The organism is Streptomyces sp. CGMCC 4.7035 (genome assembly GCF_031583065.1).
GTDB classification, from domain to species: Bacteria; Actinomycetota; Actinomycetes; order Streptomycetales; family Streptomycetaceae; genus Streptomyces; species Streptomyces yaanensis.
In genome coordinates this window covers 7,695,335-7,718,836 of record NZ_CP134053.1, presented here as the reverse complement: position 1 = coordinate 7,718,836, position 23,502 = coordinate 7,695,335, and the positions used below count along the sequence as shown (strand labels likewise).

The 23,502-nt window shown below is 71.7% G+C and carries 24 protein-coding genes; 11 read left to right on the top strand and 13 right to left on the bottom strand.

Translation table 11 applies throughout. The features are described 5' to 3' along the window. Positions 1-98: 98 nt before the first annotated feature. From Q2K21_RS33935 to Q2K21_RS33925, 3 genes are all read right to left on the bottom strand, one after another. Complete coding sequence (locus Q2K21_RS33935) at positions 99-1,127, bottom strand: methyltransferase (RefSeq protein ID WP_310779364.1); 1,029 nt, start codon at positions 1,125-1,127, stop codon at positions 99-101. A gap of 62 nt (positions 1,128-1,189) precedes the next feature. After that, positions 1,190-2,248, bottom strand: a complete 1,059-nt coding sequence (locus Q2K21_RS33930) for a right-handed parallel beta-helix repeat-containing protein (RefSeq protein WP_310779361.1) — start codon at positions 2,246-2,248, stop codon at positions 1,190-1,192. Between the two features lie 456 nt (positions 2,249-2,704). After that, positions 2,705-3,595, bottom strand: coding sequence for an aminoglycoside phosphotransferase family protein (locus Q2K21_RS33925; RefSeq protein ID WP_386275907.1), 891 nt, complete (start codon positions 3,593-3,595; stop codon positions 2,705-2,707). A 22-nt stretch (positions 3,596-3,617) separates the two neighbouring features. Here Q2K21_RS33925 and Q2K21_RS33920 point away from each other — a divergent pair, with 22 nt between their 5' ends. The 3 genes from Q2K21_RS33920 (at position 3,618) to Q2K21_RS33910 (ending at position 6,267) form a co-directional block, all read left to right on the top strand. Beyond that, entirely contained in the window at positions 3,618-4,271 is a 654-nt protein-coding gene (locus tag Q2K21_RS33920) for a rhomboid-like protein (protein ID WP_310779354.1), read from the top strand. Positions 4,272-4,281: 10 nt separating this feature from the next. Beyond that, positions 4,282-5,688, top strand: coding sequence for an NAD(P)/FAD-dependent oxidoreductase (locus Q2K21_RS33915; RefSeq protein WP_310779350.1), 1,407 nt, complete (start codon positions 4,282-4,284; stop codon positions 5,686-5,688). Positions 5,689-5,787: 99 nt separating this feature from the next. Beyond that, positions 5,788-6,267: a GNAT family N-acetyltransferase gene (locus tag Q2K21_RS33910; RefSeq protein ID WP_310779347.1), complete on the top strand. Its 480-nt coding sequence runs from the start codon at positions 5,788-5,790 to the stop codon at positions 6,265-6,267. Between the two features lie 70 nt (positions 6,268-6,337). Here Q2K21_RS33910 and Q2K21_RS33905 read toward each other — a convergent pair whose 3' ends face one another. The 3 genes from Q2K21_RS33905 to Q2K21_RS33895 form a co-directional block, all read right to left on the bottom strand. After that, positions 6,338-7,093, bottom strand: a complete 756-nt coding sequence (locus tag Q2K21_RS33905; RefSeq protein ID WP_310779344.1) for a PP2C family protein-serine/threonine phosphatase — start codon at positions 7,091-7,093, stop codon at positions 6,338-6,340. Positions 7,094-7,154: 61 nt separating this feature from the next. Next, the gene (locus Q2K21_RS33900) at positions 7,155-7,337 is read right to left on the bottom strand and encodes a hypothetical protein (protein WP_310779341.1); all 183 of its coding nucleotides are present in this window, start codon (positions 7,335-7,337) and stop codon (positions 7,155-7,157) included. A 200-nt stretch (positions 7,338-7,537) separates the two neighbouring features. Then, positions 7,538-8,212: a pentapeptide repeat-containing protein gene (locus tag Q2K21_RS33895; RefSeq protein ID WP_310779338.1), complete on the bottom strand. Its 675-nt coding sequence runs from the start codon at positions 8,210-8,212 to the stop codon at positions 7,538-7,540. A gap of 136 nt (positions 8,213-8,348) precedes the next feature. Here Q2K21_RS33895 and Q2K21_RS33890 point away from each other — a divergent pair, with 136 nt between their 5' ends. After that, positions 8,349-9,323, top strand: coding sequence for a zinc-binding dehydrogenase (locus tag Q2K21_RS33890; protein WP_310779335.1), 975 nt, complete (start codon positions 8,349-8,351; stop codon positions 9,321-9,323). Positions 9,324-9,405: 82 nt separating this feature from the next. After that, positions 9,406-10,920 (top strand): MFS transporter, encoded by a 1,515-nt coding sequence (locus Q2K21_RS33885; RefSeq protein WP_310779332.1) that lies wholly within the window; start codon positions 9,406-9,408, stop codon positions 10,918-10,920. A gap of 33 nt (positions 10,921-10,953) precedes the next feature. Here Q2K21_RS33885 and Q2K21_RS33880 read toward each other — a convergent pair whose 3' ends face one another. Further along, positions 10,954-11,454: a hypothetical protein gene (locus Q2K21_RS33880; RefSeq protein WP_310781377.1), complete on the bottom strand. Its 501-nt coding sequence runs from the start codon at positions 11,452-11,454 to the stop codon at positions 10,954-10,956. Between the two features lie 40 nt (positions 11,455-11,494). Between Q2K21_RS33880 and Q2K21_RS33875 the strand changes: the two genes are divergently transcribed. Continuing rightward, positions 11,495-12,925 carry a M1 family metallopeptidase gene (locus Q2K21_RS33875; RefSeq protein ID WP_310779329.1) on the top strand — a complete coding sequence of 477 codons (1,431 nt, stop codon included), beginning with the start codon at positions 11,495-11,497 and terminating at the stop codon, positions 12,923-12,925. Positions 12,926-12,938: 13 nt separating this feature from the next. On the opposite strand, the gene Q2K21_RS33870 is transcribed toward Q2K21_RS33875, so the two are convergent. After that, positions 12,939-13,454: a GNAT family N-acetyltransferase gene (locus Q2K21_RS33870; protein ID WP_310779326.1), complete on the bottom strand. Its 516-nt coding sequence runs from the start codon at positions 13,452-13,454 to the stop codon at positions 12,939-12,941. Positions 13,455-13,657: 203 nt separating this feature from the next. Next, a complete protein-coding gene (locus Q2K21_RS33865; RefSeq protein ID WP_310779324.1) occupies positions 13,658-14,233 on the bottom strand; it encodes a TerD family protein in 576 nt (191 codons plus the stop codon). 221 nt (positions 14,234-14,454) lie between these two features. Between Q2K21_RS33865 and arfB the strand changes: the two genes are divergently transcribed. Beyond that, on the top strand, positions 14,455-14,883 hold the full coding sequence (gene arfB, locus Q2K21_RS33860; protein WP_310779321.1) for an alternative ribosome rescue aminoacyl-tRNA hydrolase ArfB: 429 nt from the start codon (positions 14,455-14,457) through the stop codon (positions 14,881-14,883). Between the two features lie 165 nt (positions 14,884-15,048). On the opposite strand, the gene Q2K21_RS33855 is transcribed toward arfB, so the two are convergent. Then, positions 15,049-15,633 (bottom strand): flavin reductase family protein, encoded by a 585-nt coding sequence (locus Q2K21_RS33855; protein WP_386275906.1) that lies wholly within the window; start codon positions 15,631-15,633, stop codon positions 15,049-15,051. Positions 15,634-15,996: 363 nt separating this feature from the next. Between Q2K21_RS33855 and cdgB the strand changes: the two genes are divergently transcribed. Together cdgB and Q2K21_RS33845 are read left to right on the top strand one after the other, a co-directional pair. After that, positions 15,997-17,673 carry a diguanylate cyclase CdgB gene (cdgB, locus tag Q2K21_RS33850; protein ID WP_310779318.1) on the top strand — a complete coding sequence of 559 codons (1,677 nt, stop codon included), beginning with the start codon at positions 15,997-15,999 and terminating at the stop codon, positions 17,671-17,673. A 116-nt stretch (positions 17,674-17,789) separates the two neighbouring features. After that, complete coding sequence (locus tag Q2K21_RS33845; RefSeq protein WP_310779315.1) at positions 17,790-18,725, top strand: CBM35 domain-containing protein; 936 nt, start codon at positions 17,790-17,792, stop codon at positions 18,723-18,725. A 46-nt stretch (positions 18,726-18,771) separates the two neighbouring features. Here Q2K21_RS33845 and Q2K21_RS33840 read toward each other — a convergent pair whose 3' ends face one another. The 3 genes from Q2K21_RS33840 to Q2K21_RS33830 form a co-directional block, all read right to left on the bottom strand. Further along, positions 18,772-19,701 carry a 1-phosphofructokinase family hexose kinase gene (locus Q2K21_RS33840; protein WP_310779312.1) on the bottom strand — a complete coding sequence of 310 codons (930 nt, stop codon included), beginning with the start codon at positions 19,699-19,701 and terminating at the stop codon, positions 18,772-18,774. Between the two features lie 159 nt (positions 19,702-19,860). Then, positions 19,861-21,006: an N-acetylglucosamine-6-phosphate deacetylase gene (nagA, locus tag Q2K21_RS33835; RefSeq protein WP_310779310.1), complete on the bottom strand. Its 1,146-nt coding sequence runs from the start codon at positions 21,004-21,006 to the stop codon at positions 19,861-19,863. Then, positions 21,006-21,950, bottom strand: coding sequence for an ROK family protein (locus tag Q2K21_RS33830; protein WP_310779307.1), 945 nt, complete (start codon positions 21,948-21,950; stop codon positions 21,006-21,008). The genes nagA and Q2K21_RS33830 overlap by 1 nt, the downstream gene beginning before the upstream one ends. 153 nt (positions 21,951-22,103) lie before the next feature. Between Q2K21_RS33830 and Q2K21_RS33825 the strand changes: the two genes are divergently transcribed. Then, positions 22,104-22,331 (top strand): DUF3263 domain-containing protein, encoded by a 228-nt coding sequence (locus tag Q2K21_RS33825; protein WP_310779303.1) that lies wholly within the window; start codon positions 22,104-22,106, stop codon positions 22,329-22,331. A gap of 271 nt (positions 22,332-22,602) precedes the next feature. After that, positions 22,603-23,448, top strand: coding sequence for a trehalose-phosphatase (gene otsB / locus Q2K21_RS33820; protein ID WP_310779300.1), 846 nt, complete (start codon positions 22,603-22,605; stop codon positions 23,446-23,448). Positions 23,449-23,502: the final 54 nt, after the last annotated feature.

Genomic DNA, 23,502 nt, shown 5'->3' with positions numbered 1-23,502 from the left:
GGACCCGGCGACCGGTGGCCTGTGCGGGCGTGGGCCGCGGGCCGGCGCGCGCCGGAGGCGAACGGATGAAGCGGCCCGGCCGGCCCGGTGGCGACGGGTCATGCCGGGACGGTGCAGTCGAACGCGTGCAGGTACGGGTTGACCGGGCGGATCTCGTCGACGATCAGGCCCGCGCCGGTGAGCCTGCTGACCATGCTCTCGGTGGTGTGCTTCGCCCCGCCCACGTTGAGGAGCAGCAGCAGGTCCATGGCCGTGCTGAACCTCATCGATGGGGTGTCGTCGACGAGGTTCTCGATGACCACGACCCGCGCCTTGGGCCCGCCCGCCTCGATGACGTTGCGCAGCGTTCTGGCGGTGCTGTCGTCGTCCCACTCCAGGATGTTCTTGATGATGTACGCGTCGGCCCGGACCGGGATGGCCACGCGGCAGTCACCGGGCACGATGGTGACCCGGTCCGCGAGCGCCCCTCCCGGGCGCAGCCGTGGATCGGCCCTCTCCACCACGCGGGGCAGATCGAGCAGGGTGCCCCGCATCGACGGGTACTTCTCCAGCAGACTTGCCACCACATGCCCCTGGCCGCCGCCGATGTCCGCGACCGACGAACTCCCCGACAGGTCGAGCAGCTCGGCGACGTCCCGGGCCGACTGCTCGCTGGAGGTGGTCATGGCGCGGTTGAAGACGTCGGCCGACTCCGGGGCGTCCTCGTTCAGGTAGTCGAAGAACTCCTTGCCGTACAGGTCCTGGACGACGTTGCGGCCGGTGCGCACCGCCTCGTCCAGTTTCGGCCAGGCGTTCCAGGTCCAGGGCTCGGTGCACCACAGCGAGATGTAGCGCAGGCTGTTCGGGTCGTTCTCGCGCAGCAGCCGGGACATCTCGGTGTGCGCGACGGTGCCGTCCTCGTGTTCGGTGAAGACGCCGTAGCAGGACAGGGCCCGCAGCAGCCGCCGCAGCGGCTTGGGCTCGGTCTTCACCGCGGCCGCGAGGTCCTCCACGCTCATGGGTCTGTCCCCCAGTGCGTCGGCGACACCCAGCCGGGCGGCCGCGCGGAGGGCGGCGGCGCACGCCGCCCCGAAGGCGAGCTCCCGCAGCCGCATGGACGGCGGTGGGGCAGGGGTTGCGGTCGTCATGTGCCGCCTTTCCTTTCCGGTTCCTCTGGGTCCTCTGGGTCCTCGGTCGTTCAGCCGGGCGGTCAGCACAGTCCCGCGGGCTTGGAGGCCCGGCAGGAATTGCCCAGGAAGGTGTTGCCCTTTCCGGTGTCCGCGTTGACGAGGTCCGCCGGGGCGTTGCGCAGCAGCGTGTTGCCGCTGATCTGGTTCCGGTCGCTCGGGGCGCCCACGATGCTCTTGAAGAGCACGACGCCGCCCGACAGCGGGGACTTGCCCGCGTTGTCCTGGACCAGGTTCCGCGTCACCAGCGTGCTCTCGGCGCCGGTCAGGACGATTCCGGAGCCCTGGAGGGCGGGCAGCCGAGCGGTCTTCGGACAGGACTTGTTGTTCTTGCGAATGAGGTTGTCGCTCACGGTCATGGCCCCGGCCCGCGGGGAGTTCTCGTCACCGACGACGAAGACGCCCGCGCAGTTCGTGGTGATGTCGTTGGTCGCGACGGTGAGGTTTCTGAGGCGTCTGACGGTGATTCCGATCCGGTTGCCCTCCAGGCGGTTCCGTGCGATCACCGCTCCGTGGGTGTCGATGGCTCCTTCCTCGGCGTTGACCGTGTTGGCGAGGAACAGGCCGGCGTCACCGTTGTTCCGGGCGATGTTGTCCAGGAACACGCCGCGGGTGGATCGTTCCTGCGCGATGCCCCACACATGGTTCTTCTCGGCGGTCACCCCCCGGACGGTCAGTCGCTCGGTCCGTGACGACCACAGGCCGTTCTTGGTGAAGCCGGACAGGGTCAGTGAGGTGACGGTGGTGTCCTCGACGGGACGGCCTTTCACCCCTTCCACGCAGATCCCGTTGCCGGCCCGCGCGCAGGCGTTCGAGCCCGGTTTGTCGGCCGGCGCGATCACGGTGCTGCGGCCCATGCCGCGCAGGGTCAGCCCGGAGGTGGTCACCCGAACGCTCTGACGGAAGGTGCCGGCGGTGAGGAGGACGGTGTCTCCCGGCTTCGCGGCGTCCACCGCCTTCTGGATCGAGTCACCCGGACGCACGAGGCGGGTCGTCGGAGCCGTGTCGGGCGAGGCGGCGCCGAGCCCGCACCCGGCGAGCGCCGCGGTGCACGCGAGGTAGGCAATATGGCGGTTCGTCATATTCTGTACGCTATGACCGGATGACCCGTTGAAAGGCCGGATCGGCCATCCGGCGGCGTGTCTTACCCACACCGACCGCCGATTGGGTGTCCGACCGGGGTGGTTTGGTGGGGGTGCGACCGGGGCGACGGAGACACGACCCGCCCCTGCGCCCGGTTCGGGAGGGCGGGCAGGGGCAACTGGCGCGGCACGCGCGTGTCTGTGCGGCGTGCGGCGTGCGCCTTGTCGGCCATCGGCCCCGGCCCCGGCCCCGGCCTGTCGGCCCCGGCCCCGGCCTGTCGGCCCCGGCCTGTCGGCCCCGGCCTGGCGTGTGCCTGCGGCCATTCGTGTGGTGTGGGGCTGCCTGCCGGGAGGCCTGTGGTGTGTGGTCGGTCGTGTGGTGTGTGGCTGTCCGCTGCGGCGTGTGGTTGTCCATGCGGCGCGCGGCTGCCCGCGGCTGTCCGTCGCAGCCTGTGGTCAACCCCGCAGGCTGCGGGCGATTTCCAGGTGGTCCGGTGGCAGGGGGCGGCCGGCCTTGGTTGCCCAGAGGGAGTTCTGGAGGACGCGGCCCAGGGTCCAGGCCCGGGCCCGTTCCCGCTCCAGGCCCAGGACCTCGGTCATGGCGTCGAAGCGCCAGACGATGTCGTCCGGCTCGAAGCGGTTGTCCAGGGCCGGGAAGAGTTCGAAGCCGGGGTCGCCCGCGAGCGGCTTCGGATCGATGGCGAGCCAGGGCTCCCGGTCGGCGGCCAGGACGTTGTCGTAGTGCAGGTCCCAGTGCAGGAGGCGGTCACCGGGCTCGGAGACCACCTCGCGCACGGCGGCCGCGCAGTCCGCGAGCAGACGGCGGTCCGCCGGGCCGGGGATCCGCTCCAGCGCCCGCGGGGCCTCGTCCAGCATCGCCTGCGCGATGTCGCCGAGCCGCCGCATTCCCTCCGGTGCCGGTACGGACGTCAGCCGGGCCAGCAGCCGGGCGATGACCAGGGCGGCCGCCCGGGAGTCGGGGACGTACGTCAGCATGCGGGTCTCGTCGAGGCGTTCCAGCAGCAGGCTGCCCGTGACGGCGTCGTACTCCAGCAGCCGTACGGCCCCGTCGCCGTCCCAGACGCGCAGCGCGACCGGTTCACCCGCGCTCTCCTCGTCAAGGAACTGGAGCTTGAGCACGGCCGGCGTCCCGGCGGCCCGCACCACCGGCAGGACCAGCGCGCACATGCCGTACATCGGCGGTCCGTCCACCCGTAGCCGCCACCGCTCCAGGAACTCCGCCGCCCGCCGCGGCAGGTCCGCGACGAACGCCCGCCCCGCGTCCCCGTTGAATCTCTCCTGTGAAGCGACCAGCTCACCAGGCACGTCGATCATCTCCCCGACCATACTTGCGTGTGTGAACCGGGTCATGCGGTTAAAGGGCGCCCTCGGGGCGGCGGCGGCATACGTCCGCAGCGCCCCGGGGACCTACGTCTGGCTGCTGATCCTGTTCGTCACCACCGTCGCCCTGCACCACATGTCGCCGGAGTTCGAGCAGAACTTCCTGCGCCGGCGGTCGACCAACATCCACGAACTGTCGTCCAACCCCCTGCGCGCGTTCATCACCAGCGCGATGTGGACAGCCGGCGGGCGCTGGCTGCCGTACGCCGTGCTCTACACGGTCTTCCACGCGCAGGCGGAGCGCTGGCTGGGCACCGTGCGCTGGCTGGCCGTCTGCGCCGCCGCGCATGTGCTGGCCACGCTCGTCAGCGAGGGCGCGCTGCTGCGCGCGATCCACGACGGTCTCGCACCGTTCTCCGCGGTCAACAGGCTCGACATCGGGGTGAGTTACGCGCTGGCCGGGGTGATCGGTGTGCTCACGTACCGGATCGCCGTGCCCTGGCGTTACGCGTATCTGGCGGCCGTCCTGCTCGTCTTCGCCATCCCCCTGGCCGCCTCGCCCACCTTCACCGATTTCGGGCATTTCATCGCCGTGCTGATCGGTCTCGCCTGCTGTCCGCTGACCCGGGGCCGCGGAAAACCATGGAATCCGAAGGAGACACTGGCCGCCCTCAGGAGTTAACGTCCGGCGCATGAGCAGCGCAGTGAGCGGCGTCGTCAACGGCGGCATCTCCTTCTGGTACGCGGACGACGGCCTTCCCACCCCGCGTGAGCCCCTCGCCGGGGACGCGTCCGCCGACGTGGTGATCGTCGGCGGCGGCTACACCGGTCTGTGGACCGCGTACTACCTGAAGAAGACGGCGCCCTTCCTGCGCATCACCGTGCTGGAGCAGAAGTTCTGCGGCTACGGCGCCTCCGGGCGCAACGGCGGCTGGCTCTACAACGGCATCGCGGGCCGTGACCGGTACGCGAAGCTGCACGGCCACGAGGCCGCCGTACGTCTGCAGAAGGCGATGAACGAGACGGTCGCCGAGGTCGTACGGGTCACCGAGGAGGCGGGCATCGACGCGGACGTGCACGCCGGCGGCGTCCTGGAGGTGGCGTACACGCCCGCGCAACTGGCCCGGCTGAAGGCGTTCCACGAGCACGAACTGTCGTACGGCGAGAAGGACCGCGAGCTGTACGGCGCCCGCGAGACCGGCGAGCGGATCCGGATCGCGGACACGGTCGGCTCGACCTGGACCCCGCACGGGGCGCGGCTGCACCCGGTGAAACTGGTCAAGGGCCTCGCCGCGGCCGTCGAGGCGCTCGGTGTGACGATCCATGAGAAGACCCCGGTCACGGAGATCCGCCCGAAGCACGCGGTGACGCCGTACGGAACGGTCCGCGCGCCGTACATCCTGCGCTGCACGGAGGGTTTCACGGCCTCGCTCAAGGGCCAGAAGCGCACCTGGCTCCCCATGAACTCCTCGATGATCGCGACCGAGCCGCTGACCGACGAGCAGTGGGCGGAGATCGGCTGGGAGGGGCGCGAGACGCTGGGCGACATGGCGCACGCGTACATGTACGCACAGCGCACCGCCGACGGCCGCATCGCGCTCGGCGGCCGCGGGATCCCGTACCGCTTCGGCTCGCGTACGGACAACGACGGCCGCACCCAACCCGCCACCATCGAGGCGCTGCACGAGATCCTGGTCCGCTTCTTCCCGCAGCTCGCCGGGCTGAAGGTCACCCACGCCTGGTCGGGGGTGCTCGGCGTGCCGCGCGACTGGTGCGCCACGGTCACCCTGGACCGCTCGACGGGCCTGGGCTGGGCGGGCGGTTACGTCGGCTCGGGCGTCGCCACCACGAACCTCGCCGCGCGCACGCTCCGCGACCTGGTCCAGCAGGATTCGGGTCAGTCGGGCGCCACCGAGTTGACCGGGCTCCCGTGGGTCAACCACCGGGTGCGCAAATGGGAACCCGAGCCGCTGCGCTGGCTCGGCGTGCACGGGATGTACGCCACGTACCGCACGGCGGACCGCCGCGAACTGACCACGCACAGCGCCCAGTCGTCGAAGCTGGCGCAGATCGCGGACCGGGTGGCGGGGCGGCACTGAGGGGCCCTGCGGCCAGGCGGAGTCGAGCGGGAGCGGTCGCGTCCCAAGGGGTGGGCCGGGGCCTTCTGGGTCCCGCCCCGTGTGTGTGACACTGCGCCCATGATCCGCACCGCGACCCGCGCCGACGTCCCCGTCATCCACACCCTGATCCGCGAACTGGCCGACTACGAGAAGGCACCGGACGAGGCGCGGGCCACGCCGGAGCAGCTGAGCGAGGCGCTGTTCGGCGAGCGCCCGGCGGCGTTCGCGCACATCGCGGAGGAGGACGGGGGCGAGGTCGTCGGTTTCGCCCTGTGGTTTCTGAACTTCTCCACCTGGCGCGGCGTGCACGGCATCTACCTGGAGGACCTCTACGTCCGCCCGGAGGCCCGTGGTTCCGGACACGGCAAGGCCCTGCTCACCGAACTGGCCCGCATCTGCGTCGAACGCGGCTACGAGCGCCTGGAGTGGTCGGTCCTGAACTGGAACCGCCCGTCGATCGACTTCTACGAGGCGCTGGGCGCCCGCCCGCAGGACGAGTGGACGGTGTACCGGCTGACGGACGGGGCGCTGGCGAAGCTGGGGCGGGCGGGAGCCTGACGCCAGGGCGGCGGGCGGGAGTCCCTGTGCGGCTCCGCCACAGGTGGCACACGGACTTCCGGCGGAGCGCTCAGTCGTCGGCGACGCGTACGACGGCGAGTGTGATGTTGTCGGGCCCGCCCGCGGTGATGGCCGCCTTCCACAGCTCGAAGGCGGCCCGTCCGTCGTCGTACTCCCGCAGCACTCCGTCGATCGTCTCCTCCGGCACCGGATCCGTGAGGCCGTCGGTACAGACGAGATACCTGTCGCCCGGCGACAACGGTGTGGCCGTCACATGCGGCGTGACGGCACGGTAGTGCGGGGTGCCCCCGAGGCACTGCGTGACCAGCGAGGTGGTGCGCTGCCCGGGCGCCAGTGGTGGGCTGTCGTCCACGCTCACCTGCCGTACCCCGCCCCGGGGCGCCGCGAAGACCCGGCTGTCGCCCACGTTGAAGACCAGCAGCGACGCGGGCAGCACGACGGCACCCGCGACGGTGGTGCCCATCAGGGCGAGACCGCCGCCGTCTTCGTCCTTGCCCCCGGCTGCCGCGTGGACGGTCCGGTTGCAGGAGTTCACGGCGTCGCGGACGGCGTCCTCCGTACTCAGTACCGGCCCGATCGACGCGAGCCGCCGCACCACCAGCGCGCTCGCCACCTCGCCCCCGGGATGGCCGCCGAGCCCGTCGGCGACCGCGACGACCAGCGGCGTACCCAGAGGGAAGACCAGCGTCTGCGGGCTCTCGGTGACGGTGGCGCACAGCGTCCACGGCCCGGCGACGAGACTGTCCTCGTTCTTGTCCCGCAACAGCCCAGGATGGCTGAGCGCGCTGACAGCTACATACGTCACCGAGGGCCACCGCCTCCCGCCGCCGACCCGGGCGGGGGCGGCGTCGGTCCGTCATCAGTGATCAGCGGCGACGCGGGGCCTGGTCGTCCTCGCGCCGCTCGCCCTCCGCCTGGGACGGCTCCGTGCGGGGTACGTCCGGGTGCTGCTCCATGGCACTGCGCTCGCTCGGCTCGTCGCGTTCGCCTTCGGCCTGCGACGGGGTCTGTGCGTACAGCGAGTCGTAATCCGAGGCTCCGGATTTCATGGCGGGCCTCCTTCGTGGGTCCACATCCATGGTCCCCCTCGACGAGTGCCATGGCGAGACGAGCCGCGGCGTACGCACTGTCATGCGGCGTACGCCCGTGTCGTGCGGCGTGCGCACTGTCGTGCGGCGTGCGCACTGTCGTGCGGCGTACGTACGCGTTGCCCGGCATCTCCGTCAGCCGGCCTCGTCAGTCCACCTCGTCAGTCCGCCTCCGCCACCCGCACCCCCATCTCCGCGGCCAGCACCGGAGCCAGGTCCAGGAGCTGGGCGTGGCTGATCACCGCGCCGGAGAGGCGGTCGACTCCGCGTGTGATGTCCAGCTCCGCCGCACGACGCAGGTCCACGTCCACCAGCGTCGCCGCCGTGAGGTCCGCACCCTTCAGAACGCAGTCCACGAACTCCACCCGCTCCAGCCGGGCGCCCCCGAAGTCCGGCTCGACCAGGACGCAGCCCTCGAAGACGACGTCCTTGAGCCGCGCCTTGCGCAGGTTCAGGTAGTCGATCTTGCCGCCCCGGATCAGCACCCGCTCCAGCACCGCGCCGTGCAGCTGCACCCCACCGAGCCGGGCGTCCACCACTTCCACGTCGCGCAGGCTCGCCTCGGCGAGGTCCGTGCCCACGCCCCGTATGCCCGTCAGGACGGAGTCCAGCACGCGTGCGTGGTGCAGCTGCGTCTCGTCCAGCGCGCAGCCCGTCAACGCGCAGTCCATGAACCGGGCGCCCCCGCCGTCCTGCCCGGCGAAGTCCGCGTCCCGGAACTCCAGCCCGTCGTAGTCCCCGTCGGGCGCCAACTCCCCGTCCGGCCAAGCCACCAGCTCCGGCAACCGCACCTCCGGCCGCCGAGCTGACTTCACCACCCGATTCCTCCGCACCATGCCCCCATGCTGCACCCGGCCACTGACAATCCGCCGGGCAGCAGTCGCCCTCGGCCGGCGCCGTCTTGACCTCAAGCATGCTTGAGGTTGAACAGTGGGTCTCCTGACAGCGTCTGCCGGTACAAGGAGCCCGCCCATGCACGCGATCCGCCTCCACGCCTTCGGCCCGGCCGAGAACCTGACCTACGAGAAGGTCGAGGACCCGGAGCCGGGCCCGGGCCAGGTCCGTATCGCCGTCACCGCGGCCGGCGTACACCTCCTGGACGCCGCCCTGCGCGAGGGGATGCAGGGCCCGGCACCCGAACCGACCCGCCTGCCCACCATCCCCGGCCGCGAGGTCGCGGGCGTGGTCGAGTCGCTCGGCGAGGGCGTCGACGGACTCTGGCTGGGCAAGCGGGTCGTCGCCCACCTCGGTTTCGCGCCGGGCGGCTACGCCGAACTCGCCGTCACGGGCGTCGACCGCCTCCACGAGATCCCTGCCGGCCTGGATGACGCGCAGGCCGTGGCCATGATCGGCACGGGCCGTACGACGATGGGGATCGTGCAGTTCGCCGACCTCGGCCCCGGCTCCGTGGCCCTGATCCCCGCGGCCGCGGGCGGCATCGGCACCCTCCTCGTGCAGTACGCCCGGCATGCGGGCGCGACGGTGATCGGGCTGGCGGGCGGGGAGGAGAAGGCCGCGCGGGTGCGGGAGAACGGCGCCGACCTCGCCCTCGACTACACGGACCCGGACTGGGCGGCCCGCCTCGACGAGTACCGGGGCAGGGCCACCGTCGTCTTCGACGGTGTGGGCGGGGCCGTGGCGCGTACGGCCGTCGGTCTGCTGGCGCCCGGCGGCAAGCACCTCGTCTTCGGATGGTCCGCCGAGGGGATCCGGGACGGGGAGGCGTACCTCGTCGAGGGCGTCTCCGAGCAGGTGCTCGGCCCCGCGATGATGCGGAAGGCGGGCGGACCCGACCCCGTGCGCACGCTGGAGCTGCGCGCCCTCGCCGAGGCGGCGGCGGGCCGCCTCACACCGGCCGTTCAGCGTTTCCCGCTCGCGGAGGCTGCCGCGGCCCACCGGGCCCTGGAGAACCGGGGCACGGTCGGGAAGGTCGTACTGGAGCCGTGAGTGCCGTGAGTGCCGTGAGTGCCGTGAGTGGTCGCCCCGTCTCGAAGATGCGATGCGCGGGGATCCATGGTCTTCTGGCGGGGTGAGCGTCACCCGGACGGGCGCGTCCGCGGTATCCGACGACGCCGATCCCCGCCGCTGGTGGGGCCTGGTGATCATCGCGCTCGCCCAGCTGATGGTGGTCCTGGACGCGACGATCGTGAACATCGCGCTGCCGTCGGCCCAGCACGACCTGGGCATCTCCGACAACAACCGCCAGTGGGTGATCACCGCCTACACGCTGGCCTTCGGCGGGCTGCTCCTGCTCGGCGGCCGGATCGCGGACCTGGTGGGCCGCAGAAGGACGTTCGTCATCGGCCTGATCGGCTTCGCCGGGGCGTCCGCGCTGGGCGGTGCGGCCACCACCTCCGGGATGCTCTTCGGTGCCCGCGCGCTCCAGGGCGTCTTCGCCGCCGTCCTCGCGCCCTCGGCCCTCAGCCTGCTGACGACCACGTTCACCCACCCGAAGGAGCGCGGGAAGGCCTTCGGTATCTACGGCGCGCTCGCGGGCAGTGGTGCGGCGATCGGGTTCCTCGCGGGCGGACTGCTGACCGAGTACCTGAACTGGCGCTGGTGCCTGTACGTCAACGTCCCCGTCGCGGTCATCGCCGTCTTCGGCGGCCTCGCGCTGCTGCGGGGCCGCCCCGGCCACACGGGGGCCCGCCTCGACATCCCCGGCGTGGTGCTGGGCTGCGGCGGGCTGGTCGCACTCGTGTACGGGTTCAGCGAGGCGGAGCCACGGGGATGGACGGACCCGCTGGTGCTGAGTCTGTTCGCGGTCGGGGTCGTGTTGCTCGCGGCGTTCGTGTGGTGGCAGACGAGGGCGTCGCAGCCGCTGCTGCCGCTGCACATCGTCAGGGACCGCACCCGGGCGGGATGCTTCCTGACGATGTGCCTGGCCGTCATCGGGATGTTCGGGCTGTTCCTGTTCATGACCTACTACCTACAGGTCGTCCTCGGCTGGTCGCCCCTGAAGACGGGACTGGGCTATCTGCCGCTGACGGCGGCGACCATCGTGGGCTCGACGCAGATCTCGGCCCGTCTGCTGCCCCGTGTGGCGCCGCGCCTGCTGATGGTGCCGGGCTCGGTGCTGGCGTCGGGCGGCATGGTGATCCTCACGCAGATGACGGTGCACTCGGCGTACGCGACGGAGATCATGCCCGGCCTCGTGCTGATGGGTCTCGGCATGGGTCTCACCTTCATGCCGGTCTTCGCGACCGCGACCGCCGGGGTCGCGCCGTACGACTCGGGCGTGACGTCGGCGACCGTCAACACCTCGCAGCAGGTGGGCGGATCGATCGGTACGGCCCTGCTGAACACCGTCGCGACGGCCGGCGGCACGGCGTACGTCGCCGCGCACCTGCGCAACCCCGCCGAGAAGGCCCTGATCGTCCGCGAGGGCATGGTCCACGGCTATACCGTCGCCATCTGGTGGGCGGCGGGCGTCCTGCTTCTGGCGGGCCTGGCCGCGGGCCTGATGGTGACGGCGAAACCACCGGCGTACGGCCCGGCCAGGGCACCGGTGCCGGAGGAGGTGCGGCGGGCCCGTTTCCCGTGACCGCCGGCCGGGCACGGCCGCCCGTCCCTCCGGTCAGCCGACGCGCGGGAAGCGTGCCTGGAGGGTCCAGACCGCGGGGTTCTCCGCGAGGTCCTCGTGGAGATCGGTCAGGTCGGCGATCAGGTCGTGCAGAAAGTCCCGGGCCTCGCGGCGCAGTTCGGTGTGGGAGAAGGTCAGCGGCGGCTCGGCCGCGGGCAGCCACTCCGCCTCGATGTCCACCCAGCCGAAGCGGCGCTCGAAGAGCATCCGGTCGGTGGACTCGGTGAAGTCCAGCTCCGCGTGCTGCGGCCGGGCGGCGCGGCTGCCGAGCGGGTCGCGGTCGAGCCGCTCGACGATGTCGCACAGCGCCCACGCGAAGTCGAGCACCGGCACCCATCCCCAGGCTGTGGACAGCTCCCGGTCCGTCTTGGTGTCGGCGAGGTAGACGTCACCGCAGAACAGGTCGTGCCGCAGGGCGTGGACGTCCGCGCGGCGGTAGTCGGTCTGCGGAGGGTCGGGGAAGCGGTTGGAGAGGGCGTAGCCGATGTCGAGCACGTAGGCGATGGTGTCATGGCCCCCGCATAGGATCGCTTCCATGTCCCGATCCGCACCTCTTCTCCCGGCTTCCGTCCCCTTAGTCTCCGCAGCCTCCGCGCTGCTCGCCCTCACGCTGACGGCTTGTAGCGGTGGCGGTGTGCAGGGCACCCCGGGCGGCTCCGGCGTGCGCGATCCGTACTTCCCCAAGGCGGGCAACGGCGGATACGACGTCACCCACTACGACCTGACCCTCGCCTACGACCCCGGCGACCACCACCTCACCGGCACCGCGGTGATCACCGCCCGCGCGACGAAGGACCTGTCCGCCTTCGACCTCGACCTCAAGGGGCTGGACGTCGCCGGCGTCACCGTCGAGGGCAGGGCCGCCCGCTTCAGCCGCGCCGGCCAGGAGCTCACCGTCCGTCCGCACGACGAGCTCGACAAGGGGGAGACGTTCAGCGCGACGGTCCGCTACTCGGGCACCCCGGTGACCATCACCGACGCGGACCGCGCGAAGGAAGGCTGGCTGCGCACGGCCGACGGCGCGCTGGCGCTGGGCGAGCCGGTGGGGTCGATGGCCTGGTTCCCCGGCAACCACCACCCGTCCGACAAGGCGGCGTACGACATCTCCGTCACCGTGCCGAAGGACTTGCAGGCCGTCTCCAACGGGGAGTTGAAGAGCGAGACCGTCACGGGTGGCCGTAAGACGTTCCGCTGGCACACCGCCGAGCCGATGGCGAGCTACGTCGCCACGCTCGCGATCGGCCACTACGACATCACCCGCCCCACCATCAAGGGTGGCCTGCCGGCGTACGTCGCCGTGGACCCCACGCAGACGAAGGCGAGCCGTGCGGTGCTCGCCAAGCTGCCCGAGGTCATGGAGTGGGCGGAGACCAACTTCGGCCCGTATCCCTTCTCCTCCACCGGAGCGATCGTCGACCGCCCGGACGACGCCGGCTACGAGCTGGAGACCCAGAACCGCCCCGTCTTCCCCGGCACCCCCGAGCTCGGCATCCTCGTCCATGAAATCGCCCACCAGTGGTACGGCGACTCCGTCACCCCCAAGACCTGGCGGGACATGTGGCTCAACGAGAGCTTCGCGAGGTACGCGGAGTGGCTGTGGCAGGAGGACAACGACGGCGAGACCGCACAGGAGATTTTTGACGCGCTCTACCGCGGCGACTACTACGACGACCCCGAGGACAACAAGGCGATCTGGGCGTTCCCGCCCGCGAAGCCGAGCGACGCCGCGCACATCTCCGACCCTCCCGTGTACGACCGCGGCGCGATGGTCCTGCACAAGATCCGGCAGACCGTCGGCGACGACACGTTCTACGACATCATCCAGGGCTGGGCCGCCGCCCACCGCCACGGCAACGCGGACACCGCCGACTTCACGGCGTACGTCGAGAAGAAGGCGCCGGACAAGGACTTCGACGGGATCTGGAAGGACTGGCTGTACGGGGACGGAAAGCCGGCGCATCCCTGAGGGCGCCGGGCGGTCATCGCAGCTCCTTGCGCAACACGGCGCAGGGACGGCCGCGTTGGCGGTCCTTGCGGTGGTCGATGACCTCGTATCCCAGAGCGGTCCAGAAGGCGAGGCCTCTGGGGTTGTTCTCCAGCACGGCCAGGCGTACGGCGGTGCGGCCCGCGGCGCGGAAGCGGTCCTCGACGAGTGACGCGAGCTGTCGGCCGTACCCCTGTCGCTGCATGCCCGCGTCCACCATCAGCAGGCCGATCCACGGGTCCGGGTCGGCGGGGTCGGGGTGGTGGGCGAGGTTGATCGCGATCCCCACGAGGCGCCCGCTGCTGCGGGCGAGCAGCACCTCCACGTCCGGGTTCACCAGCTCGTCGGCCAGCGCGGTCGCCACCTGCTCCGGGCGGATGTCGTCCGGGTCGGGGAAGTCGCCGCTGAGGGCGTGGAACTCGCGGTTGGAGGCGTACAGCGCGGTGAGCTCGGTGAGCAGCGGGACCGGGATGTCGTGGTCCGGGGTGAGGGGGAGGGAAGTGAGGATCACCCGGGCAACGTATCGCGGCCGGCTTCGGGGCGCGGCCGGCTTCGGGGCGCGGGAGGTTTCGGGGCGTGGGAAACTCCGGGGCGCGGGAAGTTCGGGCCACGGGAAGTTCGGGGCGCGGGAAATTCCGGGGCGCGGGAAATGAGGGAGCCCCGGGCCGCGGTACACCGCGGCCCGGGGCTCCCGCCCGGTTCGGGCGTCGTCCGTCAGACGTTGACGCCGAAGTCCTGGGCGATGCCCACCAGGCCCGAGGCGTAGCCCTGGCCGACCGCGCGGAACTTCCACTCCGCGCCGTTGCGGTACAGCTCGCCGAAGATCATGGCCGTCTCCGTGGCCGCGTCCTCCGACAGGTCGTAGCGGGCGATCTCGGCGCCGCCGGCCTGGTTGACGATACGGATGTAGGCGTTGCGGACCTGGCCGAAGTTCTGCGAGCGGGACTCGGCGTCGTAGATCGAGACCGGGAAGACGACCTTCTCGATGTCGGCCGGGAGGGCGGCGAGGTTGACGTTGATCGCCTCGTCGTCGCCGGCGCCCTCGCCCGTGCGGTTGTCGCCCGTGTGGACGATCGAGTTGTCCGGGGTCTGCTTGTTGTTGAAGAAGACGAAGTGGGCGTCCGAGTAGACCTTGCCCTGCGCGTTGACCGCGATCGCGGACGCGTCGAGGTCGAAGTCCGTGCCGGTGGTGCTGCGGACGTCCCAGCCGAGGCCCACGGTGACGGCGGTCAGGCCCGGAGCCTCCTTGGTGAGCGAGACGTTGCCACCCTTGGACAGGCTTACAGCCATTGTTGGGAGTTCCTTCCCTCGTTCGCGTACGCGGTGCGGTGCCTATGGGCTTCGTACGGCACGAAGCTACAGCTACCCCTACCAACGCCAAGGGGGGTCCCTATGGTTCCGGATCTCTTTACTTTCTTTACCTGAATGCCGTGCTTCACCTGGATGCGGCGGTCGTGCGTGACCTCGATATTCGAGTGACGTGGACCGGACACGCGCGCGACCATGGAGGCATGTCCGGTCCTTACGTCGTTCGCGGCTCCGTCTCGCTTCCCGAGGCCGAGCTCATGTGGCGTTTCTCGCGCTCCTCGGGGCCGGGTGGACAGCACGTCAACACCAGTGACACACAGGTCGAGTTGCGCTTCGACCTCGCCAGGACCGAGGCGCTGCCGCAGGTGTGGAAGGAGCGGGCCCTCGAACGGCTCGCGGGGCGGCTCGTCGACGGGGTCGTCAGCGTGCGCGCCTCCGAACACCGATCGCAGTGGCGCAACCGCGAGGCCGCCGCCGTGCGGCTGGCCGCCCTGCTTGCCGAGGCGACGGCGCCGCCGCCGAAGCCGCGCCGGGCGACGCGGATACCCCGTGGGATCAATGAGCGGCGGTTGCGCGAGAAGAAGCGGCGTGCCGACACCAAGCGGGGGCGGTCGGGGCGGGACTGGGGTTAGCGGTGCCGGGGGTGGGGTGCCGTCACGGGGCTCTGCCCCGGGCCCCGGCTGAGTAGCGCCGTGGCGGCATTTGTGGTCGCGTCAGTGTCGGATGTGTGTGGTTGGTCGCGCCCACGCGGCGGAGCCGCATGATGTCACTGCCCCGCGCCCCTGACGGGGCGCCCCTCAGCCCAGATGCCTGTACCGGCCCCGGAAGTAGACCAGCGGACCCCCGTCCGCGCTCGGTACCCGGGCCGTCAGGACGCGGCCGATGACCAGGGTGTGGTCGCCGGCCGGTACGCGTTGTTCCGTGCGGCACTCCAGGGTGGCCAGGGCGCCGCCGACCAAGGGTGCGCCGCTGACCTCGCCGCGGACGTACGGGATGTCCTCGAACAGGAGCCGGTCGCTGATGCGGCCCTTCATCGCGAAGCGGCCGGCGATGTGCCGCTGGCTCTCCGAGAGCACGGAGACGGCCCACAGGGGCTGCTCGGCGAGCAGGTCGTCCATGCGGGAGCCCTCGCGCAGGCTGACCAGGACCAAGGGCGGATCCAGGGACACCGACAGGAACGCCGTCGCCGTCATGCCGACGTCCTCGCCGCCTGGCGCCTGGGGGTCGTCCGGGTCCAGCGGCGGCTCCTGCGCGGTCACCAGGACCACACCGGCGGCGAGCCGGGACATGACTGCGCGGAACTCGTCGTTGCTCACCCCCTCAGGATGCCCGGAGGCGGGCGGGGCGGCGGGCACGGACGGGACAGGGGGAGTCTTGAGCACACGGGAACGCTAGTCGCCGCCATCGAGGCCCACATCGGCCCCAGGCCCGATCCGCGACCTAGGACCATCGGCGGATATCGGTCACAGAGTGTGCACAGGTTTTGCATCGCGTTCGGGAAACGCACAGGAAGAATGCGGAAACCCCACTCAATTGTTCACGTTCTGCTGTGACTTGAGTCACAGGAGGCCTCTTTTGTTGACCCTGTGTACCTAGTGGGCAGCGCGCTGTGATTCAGTGGCGGGGATACGCTGCACGATGCTACGCCCGTAGTACGCCGAGTAGCGCACCGAGCGGGACCGAGAGAACCACCCAGTACGCCGGCGCGACCCTGGAGTTGCTGCGAGACCTCGAGGGGAGGGCGAATGGAGACCGATTCGGAGCCGTATGTCCGCCTGACGACCCTGCGACAGCTGCATCGGGTGATGGCGGACATGAACACCGCCCGCAGTCTGGCGGACACGCTCCAGACCGTCGCCGACGGCGTCGTCAACGGCCTCGGCTACGAGCTGGCGGCCGTCAACCTCGTACGCCCGGACGGCGACCTCGTCGTCGCCGCGCTCGCCGGGAACTCCGCCGCCGAGGCGCTCATCACCGGCCGCGTCGGCTCCCGCGCCTCCTGGGACCGCCGGCTGAACATGGGGGAGGCCTGGGGTGATCTGCGGTTCATACCGCACACCGAGGGCTGGATCCTCGACGAGGACGACGTGCCGCAGTGGCACACCGACGGTCCCGAGCCCCGCTTCGAGGACGAGTGGCACCCCTCCGACCGCCTCTTCGCGCCCATGTACACGCCGAGCGTCCAGGGCGGTCCATGCGGCGAACTCATCGGGGTCATCTCCGTGGACCGGCCGCGCAACGGGCGGCGGCCCGGCGCATGGGGGCGCGAGGCGCTCCAGATGTACGCCTTCCAGGCCGCCATCGCCATCAGCAACGCCCGCCTGAGAGCCAACATGCAGCGGGCCCTGGTCCGTCTGGAGCGGGAGCAGCAGGCCCTGCGTGCCAGCGAGGAGTCCTTCCGGCAGGCCTTCGAGTACGCCCCCTCCGGCATGGCCATAGCCGAGATGGGCGGCGACCAGCACGGCCGGATCCTGCGCACGAACGACGCGCTGTGCCGGCTGCTGGGCCGCCCCGCCTCCGCGATGCGCCGCTACTCCTTCTCCGACCTGGTCCACCCCGAGGACATCGGCACGCTCCTGCGGACCTCCGCCGAGGGCGGGCGGGCCGAACTGCGGCTCGGGCGCCGGGACGGCACGTACGTCTGGGTGTCCCTGCGCAACTCCGTCGTCGCCGACGCCGCCGACGGCCCCCGCTTCCTGCTCACCCATGTCGAGGACATCGAGGAGCGCAAGCGCCGCGAGCTCCAGCTCGCCCACCGCGCCTCCCACGACTCGCTCACCGGGCTGCCCAACTCCGCCGAGTTGCGCTCCCGCCTGTCCGCCCGCATCTGTCAGCGCCCGCAGTCCCTGCCGCCGGGCGCGGCCGACTCCCTGGACGCCGCCTACGGGGGATACGGGGCCGAGCACCCGGCGGCGTACGACGAGAGCGTGCACGCGTTCGACTTCCACACCGGTCCGGGCCCGTACGACGCCTTCGACCACCATGTGCACACCGCCACCCCCGACAGCGACACCGACGACGGCACCAAAGGTCTCGCGGTGCTCTTCTGCGACCTCGACGGCTTCAAGTCGATCAACGACCGCTTCGGGCACAACGCGGGCGACGCGGTCCTCATCGAGGTCGCGCGGCGGCTCAGCCGGGGCGTGCGGGACGGGGACACGGTCGCCCGGCTCGGCGGCGACGAGTTCGTCGTCCTCGCCGACGGGCTCGGCAAGGCCGACGCGCAGGACCTCGCGGTGCGCCTGCGCAACGAGATCATCCAGCCGATCCGGGTCGACGGCCGCGCCATGCGGGTCGGCGCCAGCTTCGGCATCGGCTGGGCCCACTGCGGCATGACGGCGGACGAAGTGCTGAAATCGGCCGACGAGCGGATGTACGTGGAGAAACGTTCTCGTCCCAAACAACACAGGCGTGCGGGATAACCCCAGGTCAGCGCCCGGGTGATGGGAAGAACACCCGTTTGAGGTCGCGGGAACCGGTAGGCTCGCCAATCAGCCACGTACGCATCTGGACCGCACCTGCTGAGGAGTACCTAGGGATGACGCCCGGCAACAACGGCGCGAGCACGCCCGAGGACGACGACCCGTTCGGCTACCTCTACGCCGATGGTCAGGCCAACGGCGCCCAGCCGCCCACGGGCGGCTACGGCTACCCGGGCTCCGTCAACAGAGTGCGCGCGGTCGGCGAGCGCCAGTACGGCCAGCCGGGGGCCCCGGCGGCCGGCTACGGCCAGGTGCCGCAGCAGCAGGGCTACGGCCAGCCGAACCCGCACTACGCGGCGCCCGAGACCATGCCGGGCGGCGCCCCCACGACCCGTCAGGCGCCGATGGGCGGCGCGGGCGGCGGCGGGCGCGGCCGTGGGCCCAACACCAAGGGCCTGCTGATCGGCGCGATCGCGGTGGTCGCCGCGGTCGTGATCGGCATCGGCGTCGCCATGATGAACGGCAACGACGACGACAAGGACAAGGCGGGCGGCGCGTCGAGCAGCCCGACCGCCTCGCAGAGCGCCTCGGCGTCCGCGTCGGCGTCCGCTTCCACGGCCGCCGGTGAACTGCCGGAGATCGATGCGAAGGCCCTGCGGCTGGAGGGCGGCACCACCACCGCGTCCGACGTCAAGGGCGCCAAGTCCGACGGCGGGATCTATGTGGCGGGCTTCAACAACGTCGGCGCTGCCGTGACCTGGAGCGTGGACGTCCCCTCGGACGGCAAGTACACGCTGCACACCGGCTACGGCGTGCCCGGCGTCGACGCCACCGCCACCCTCACGGTCAACGGCACGGCGCAGACCAACCCCCTCTCGCTGAAGAACTGGGCGAACGCACCAGCGGGCAACTGGGAGAAGGGCTGGACGAAGACGTACAACTACCTCCAGCTCAACAAGGGCACGAACACGATCCGGATCTCCTGCGAGCAGGGGAACCAGTGCAACGCCTACCTCGATCAGCTGTGGCTGACGCAGGGCTGGTCGAAGTAGCCGGTCCCCCGGGGGCCTCCCCGAGGCCCGCCGCCGTCCGGCGCTCCTACGCCGCCGTGGCCTCGCCCGTCACAGCCACCTGGTCCAGCAGCTCCTCATAGGTCCGCCGGTCGAACTCGCCCGCCACCGGGGCCAGTACGGTCGCCGCGGACAGGGCCGCCGCGCGGGCCAGGCGCTGGGGCCACGGCAGGTGTTCCACCAGGCCCGCGAGCAGGCCCGCGGCCGCCGAGTCGCCCGCACCCGTCGGATTGCCCTGGATGCGGCGCGGCGGGACCGCGCGCCAGCGGCCCTCCGCGTTCACCGCGAGCAGGCCCTGCGCGCCCAGTGAGGCGACCACCGTGTGCGCCCCGCGCCGGCGGGCGTCCCGGGTGGCCACCGATGGATCGTGGGAGCCGGTGAGTTCGGCCAGTTCGTCGGCGTTCGGCTTGACGATGTCCGGGCGGGCGGCGACCCCACGGCGCAGCGGCTCACCGCTGGTGTCCAGCAGCACGGGCGCGCCCACCGCACGTGCCGTGCGCACCAGTTGGGCGTACGCCCCCACCGGCACCCCCGGCGGCAGGCTGCCGCACAGGGCCACCGCGGCGGCGGACGCGACCAGGTCCTCGTACGCATCCAGGAAAGCCGACCACTCGGCGGGCGCTATCACCGGGCCCGGTTCGTTGAGCTGGGTGGTGTCGCCGGTCGTCCCGTCGACCACCGCGACCGTGCGCCGGGTGGCGCCCTCGACCGGGACGAGCGCGTCCACGACACCGGGTGTGCGGGCGAGCTGGTCCCGGAGGGAGCGGCCCGTCGCGCCGCCCGCGAAGCCGGTGGCGGTCACCTCATGGCCGAGCGCGGCGAGCACCCGGGCCACGTTCAGGCCCTTGCCGCCGGGACGTTCGGTCACCTCGGTCACCCGGTGCGAGGTGTGCGGCCTCAGCGCCCGTACGCGATAGGTGATGTCGAGAGCGGTGTTCAGCGTGACCGTGAGGATCACCTGGGGACCTCCCTCGATCGTCGTGACGGCGCGGTCCGGGTGGCGGGGATACCGGAGTGCGTTTGCCGTCGGCGGTGTGCGGAGGCTTGATCATGCCAAAAGAGTCGGCGGTCGGCCCAGTCCCCGGGGCCGACCGCCGCATGCCAACATGGGGATGAATCACCCCAGTTGGGGATCGACCACCCACTCGCCCCGGCGCATCACGCCCTTGAGGCCGAACTCGGCGTCCAGCAGCACCAGGTCGGCGTCCTTGCCGGGCTCCAGGGAACCCACCCGGTCGTAGAGGCCCAGCAGCTTCGCCGGGTTGGCCGAGACGGCGGCCACGACGTCCTCCACCGGCAGCCGGTCGACGGTGACCGCCCGCCGGAACGCGCGGTCCAGGGTGAGCGTCGAGCCGGCGATCGACCCGCCCTCGACCAGGCGGGCCACTCCGTCGGCCACCTCCACTTCCAGCGGGCCGAGCATGTAGCGGCCGTCGCCGAACCCGGCCGCGTCCATGGCGTCCGTGATGAACGCGACCCGCCCCGCGCCCGCGTGATGGAACGCCAGTTGCAGGGCGGCCGGGTGCAGATGCGTACCGTCGTCGATCAGCTCGACCGTGATCCGCTCGTCCTCCAGCAGCGCGGTGATGGGGCCGGGGGTACGGTGGCCGAGCGGCGGCATCGCGTTGAAGAGATGGGTCGCGACCGTGGCGCCCGCCTCGATCGCCTCCAGCGTCTGCTCGTACGTCGCGTCCGTGTGCCCGATCGCGGCGATCACGCCCTGCTCGGCGAGCAGCCGCACGGAGTCGAGGCCGCCGGGCAGTTCGGTGGCGAGGGTGACCATCTTCGCCCGGCCGCGCGCCGCGTCGATCAGCTTGCGGACCTCCGCCGGTTCCGGCGCGCGCAACAGCTCCTCGGAGTGCGCGCCCTTGCGGCACGGCGAGATGAACGGGCCCTCGAAGTGGATGCCGGCGATGTCGCCCTGCTCGGCGAGCTCGCTCAGCAGCCCGGCGCGCTGGACGAGGAAGTCCATGTCGCCGGTGACGGTCGAGGCGACGAGCGTGGTCGTGCCGTGCAGTCGGTGGGTGTGGACGCCCCGCAGGACGTCCTCGACGGTTCCGGAGGTGAAGGACGCGCCACCGCCGCCGTGGTTGTGGATGTCGACGAAGCCGGGGACCAGCCAGTGCCCTCGTACGTCGATGATCTCCGCGCCCGCGGAATCGTTCGTGGCGATCCGCGTGCCCTCCACGACCACGCGGCCGTCGTTCACGATCCCGGTGGGCAGCACCACCCGGGCACCGGCGAGAACCTTGCTAGCGGCCATCAGGTGGTTACCTCCGCAGGGTCAGTGGTTTCGAGGAGATCCCAGGCCATGAGCCCGGCACCGAGGCATCCGGCGGTGTCCCCCAGTGCCGCGGGGGCGATCGACGGCAGCTTCTGGAAGGTCACGCGTCGCCGTACGGCCGCGCGCAGTGGTGTGAACAACGTTTCCCCGGCCTCGGCGAGCCCGCCACCGATGATCAGGGTGCGCGGGTCCAGCAGGGTGAGCGCGGTGACGAGTCCGTCGGCGAGCGCGTCCACGGCGTCCTGCCAGACACCCCGCGCCCGGGGGTCGCCGGACTCGACGGACTTGGCGCAGTCTGCGGCGTCCGCCCCCGGATCGCCCGACGCCGCCGCCCAGGCCTCGCTGACGGCGGCGGCGGAGGCGTACCGCTCCAGGCAGCCGTGCTGGCCGCACGGACAGGGGGTCCCGCCCGGCCGTACGACGATGTGGCCGATCTCGCCCGCGAAGCCGTGCGCGCCGGCCTCCACCCGGCCGCCGACGCCGATGGCGCCCGCGATGCCGGTGCCGAGGGCCACGAACAGGAAGCGGTCTGTTCCCCTGCCCGCGCCGATCCGGCCCTCGGCGAGCCCTCCGGTGCGTACGTCGTGTCCGAGTGCGACGGGAACGCCGCCGAGACGGCCGCTGAGCAGATCGCGCAGCGGTACGTCACGCCAGCCGAGGTTGGCGGAGAAGGCGGCGATGCCGCGGTCGGCGTCGACGATGCCGGGCACGGCCACGCCGACGGCGGCCGCGGGTTCGCCGATGTGCCGCTCGCCGTGGGTGCGCAGATCAGCGGCGAAACCGAGGATGGACTCCACCACGGCGTCGGGCCCGCGCTCGCGTCCCGTAGCCCGCCGGGCCTGGTGCAGCAGCTCGCCCCCTGCCCCGACCAGGGCGGCCTTCATCCCGGTGCCGCCCACATCGAGGGCGATGACATGTCTCACGGGGAACAGTGTGAGGCCTGGACCCGAAAGAGGTCTAGTCCACTTGCGCGGGTGCGGACCTCAAGGCGGCAATATCCCGAATGGCGAGACAGCACGGCCCGGCGGCGATCCTGGGGCCAGTCGCATGTCAGCCCGTCCGGCTACCGTTCCCCCATGGAAGACCTCAACCCCCGGGAGAAGGCCGTCCTCGCCCTGGAGGGGCGCAGCTTCTCCGGGCCGGGGGCCAAGGAGCGGGCCATACGCGAGCAGCTGGACCTCGCGCCCGTGCGCTACTACCAGCTGCTCAACGCCCTCCTCGACGACCCCAGAGCCCTCGCGCACGCCCCGGTCACCGTCAACCGCCTCCGCCGCGTCCGCGACTCCCGGCGCGCCGAACGCTAGGCGCCGAACGCTGGGCGCGTGGCGGCTCGGCCGGGGGAGGGGTGCGCCTCATCGGGTGCCACGGCAGGTAGTACGGCGTGTGCGGGTCGTTCTGGGCTGGTCGCTCCCCCAAGTTCTCGGCTTCGCTCGAACAGGGGGGACCCTCATCGCGGCGGAGCCGCATATCGACACAGCCCCGCGCCCCTGAGGGGCGCCCCTGTCGGGGCACACCCTCTCAGGGGGCGAGCCCTACAGGGACGTGCGCCCGCGTCGGCGCCGCTAGGGTCGTCCCATGGGCAGCCACACGGACTCCTTGCCGACGCCCGCGACCCCGGCCGGGCGCGACGGTCTCGACGCCATCCTTACGCGGCCCGATCGGGCCGTCCTCGCGTTCGACTTCGACGGAACGCTCGCCCCGATCGTCCCCGACCCCGACCAGGCCCGCGCCCACCCCGACGCGGTCCCCGCCCTCACGGCCCTCGCCCCGAAGGTCGCCTCGATCGCGGTCGTCACCGGCCGCCCCGCCGGCGTCGCCGTCCGCTACGGCGGCTTCGCGGGCGTCCCCGGCCTCGAACACCTCGTCGTCCTCGGCCATTACGGCGCCGAACGCTGGGACGCCCGCACCGGCACCGTCACCGCCCCCGCCCCGCACCCCGGCGTCGCCGCCGTCCGCGCCGAACTTCCCGGCTTCCTGGAGCGGATCGGCGCCTGGCGCGGCACGTGGATCGAGGAGAAGGGACGCGCCGTCGCCGTCCACACCCGCCGCGCCGAGGATCCGCAAGCCGCTTTCGAGGCCCTGCGCGAACCCCTCGCCGAACTCGCCGCCCGCCACGGCCTGATCGTCGAACCCGGCCGTATGGTCCTGGAGCTGCGCCCGCCGGGCATGGACAAGGGGATGGCCCTGCTGGAGTACGTCCGCGAGACCGGCCCCGAAGCGGTCATGTACGCCGGCGACGACCTCGGCGACCTCCCCGCCTTCGCCGCCGTCGACGAACTCCGCTCCGCCGGCGTCCCCGGTCTGCTGGTCTGCAGCGGCAGCGACGAGGTCACAGAACTGGCGAAACGAGCGGACCTGGTGGTCGACGGCCCGCCGGGGGTGGTGCAACTTCTGAGGTCATTGGCACACCGGCTCGCGTGAACGCGCCCCGACAGGGGCGCGGGGCTGTGTCGATATGCGGCTCCGCCGCGATGG

What these genes read in the sequence shown, in the direction of transcription:
- Q2K21_RS33935 (WP_310779364.1), bottom strand. Translation starts at nt 1,127, where the DNA reads ATGACGACCGCAACCCCTGCCCCACCGCCGTCCATGCGGCTGCGGGAG.
- Q2K21_RS33930 (WP_310779361.1), bottom strand. Translation starts at nt 2,248, where the DNA reads ATGACGAACCGCCATATTGCCTACCTCGCGTGCACCGCGGCGCTCGCC.
- Q2K21_RS33925 (WP_386275907.1), bottom strand. Translation starts at nt 3,595, where the DNA reads ATGGTCGGGGAGATGATCGACGTGCCTGGTGAGCTGGTCGCTTCACAG.
- Q2K21_RS33920 (WP_310779354.1), top strand. Translation starts at nt 3,618, where the DNA reads ATGCGGTTAAAGGGCGCCCTCGGGGCGGCGGCGGCATACGTCCGCAGC.
- Q2K21_RS33915 (WP_310779350.1), top strand. Translation starts at nt 4,282, where the DNA reads ATGAGCAGCGCAGTGAGCGGCGTCGTCAACGGCGGCATCTCCTTCTGG.
- Q2K21_RS33910 (WP_310779347.1), top strand. Translation starts at nt 5,788, where the DNA reads ATGATCCGCACCGCGACCCGCGCCGACGTCCCCGTCATCCACACCCTG.
- Q2K21_RS33900 (WP_310779341.1), bottom strand. Translation starts at nt 7,337, where the DNA reads ATGAAATCCGGAGCCTCGGATTACGACTCGCTGTACGCACAGACCCCG.
- Q2K21_RS33895 (WP_310779338.1), bottom strand. Translation starts at nt 8,212, where the DNA reads ATGGTGCGGAGGAATCGGGTGGTGAAGTCAGCTCGGCGGCCGGAGGTG.
- Q2K21_RS33890 (WP_310779335.1), top strand. Translation starts at nt 8,349, where the DNA reads ATGCACGCGATCCGCCTCCACGCCTTCGGCCCGGCCGAGAACCTGACC.
- Q2K21_RS33875 (WP_310779329.1), top strand. Translation starts at nt 11,495, where the DNA reads ATGTCCCGATCCGCACCTCTTCTCCCGGCTTCCGTCCCCTTAGTCTCC.
- Q2K21_RS33865 (WP_310779324.1), bottom strand. Translation starts at nt 14,233, where the DNA reads ATGGCTGTAAGCCTGTCCAAGGGTGGCAACGTCTCGCTCACCAAGGAG.
- arfB (WP_310779321.1), top strand. Translation starts at nt 14,455, where the DNA reads ATGTCCGGTCCTTACGTCGTTCGCGGCTCCGTCTCGCTTCCCGAGGCC.
- cdgB (WP_310779318.1), top strand. Translation starts at nt 15,997, where the DNA reads ATGGAGACCGATTCGGAGCCGTATGTCCGCCTGACGACCCTGCGACAG.
- Q2K21_RS33845 (WP_310779315.1), top strand. Translation starts at nt 17,790, where the DNA reads ATGACGCCCGGCAACAACGGCGCGAGCACGCCCGAGGACGACGACCCG.
- nagA (WP_310779310.1), bottom strand. Translation starts at nt 21,006, where the DNA reads ATGGCCGCTAGCAAGGTTCTCGCCGGTGCCCGGGTGGTGCTGCCCACC.
- Q2K21_RS33825 (WP_310779303.1), top strand. Translation starts at nt 22,104, where the DNA reads ATGGAAGACCTCAACCCCCGGGAGAAGGCCGTCCTCGCCCTGGAGGGG.
- otsB (WP_310779300.1), top strand. Translation starts at nt 22,603, where the DNA reads ATGGGCAGCCACACGGACTCCTTGCCGACGCCCGCGACCCCGGCCGGG.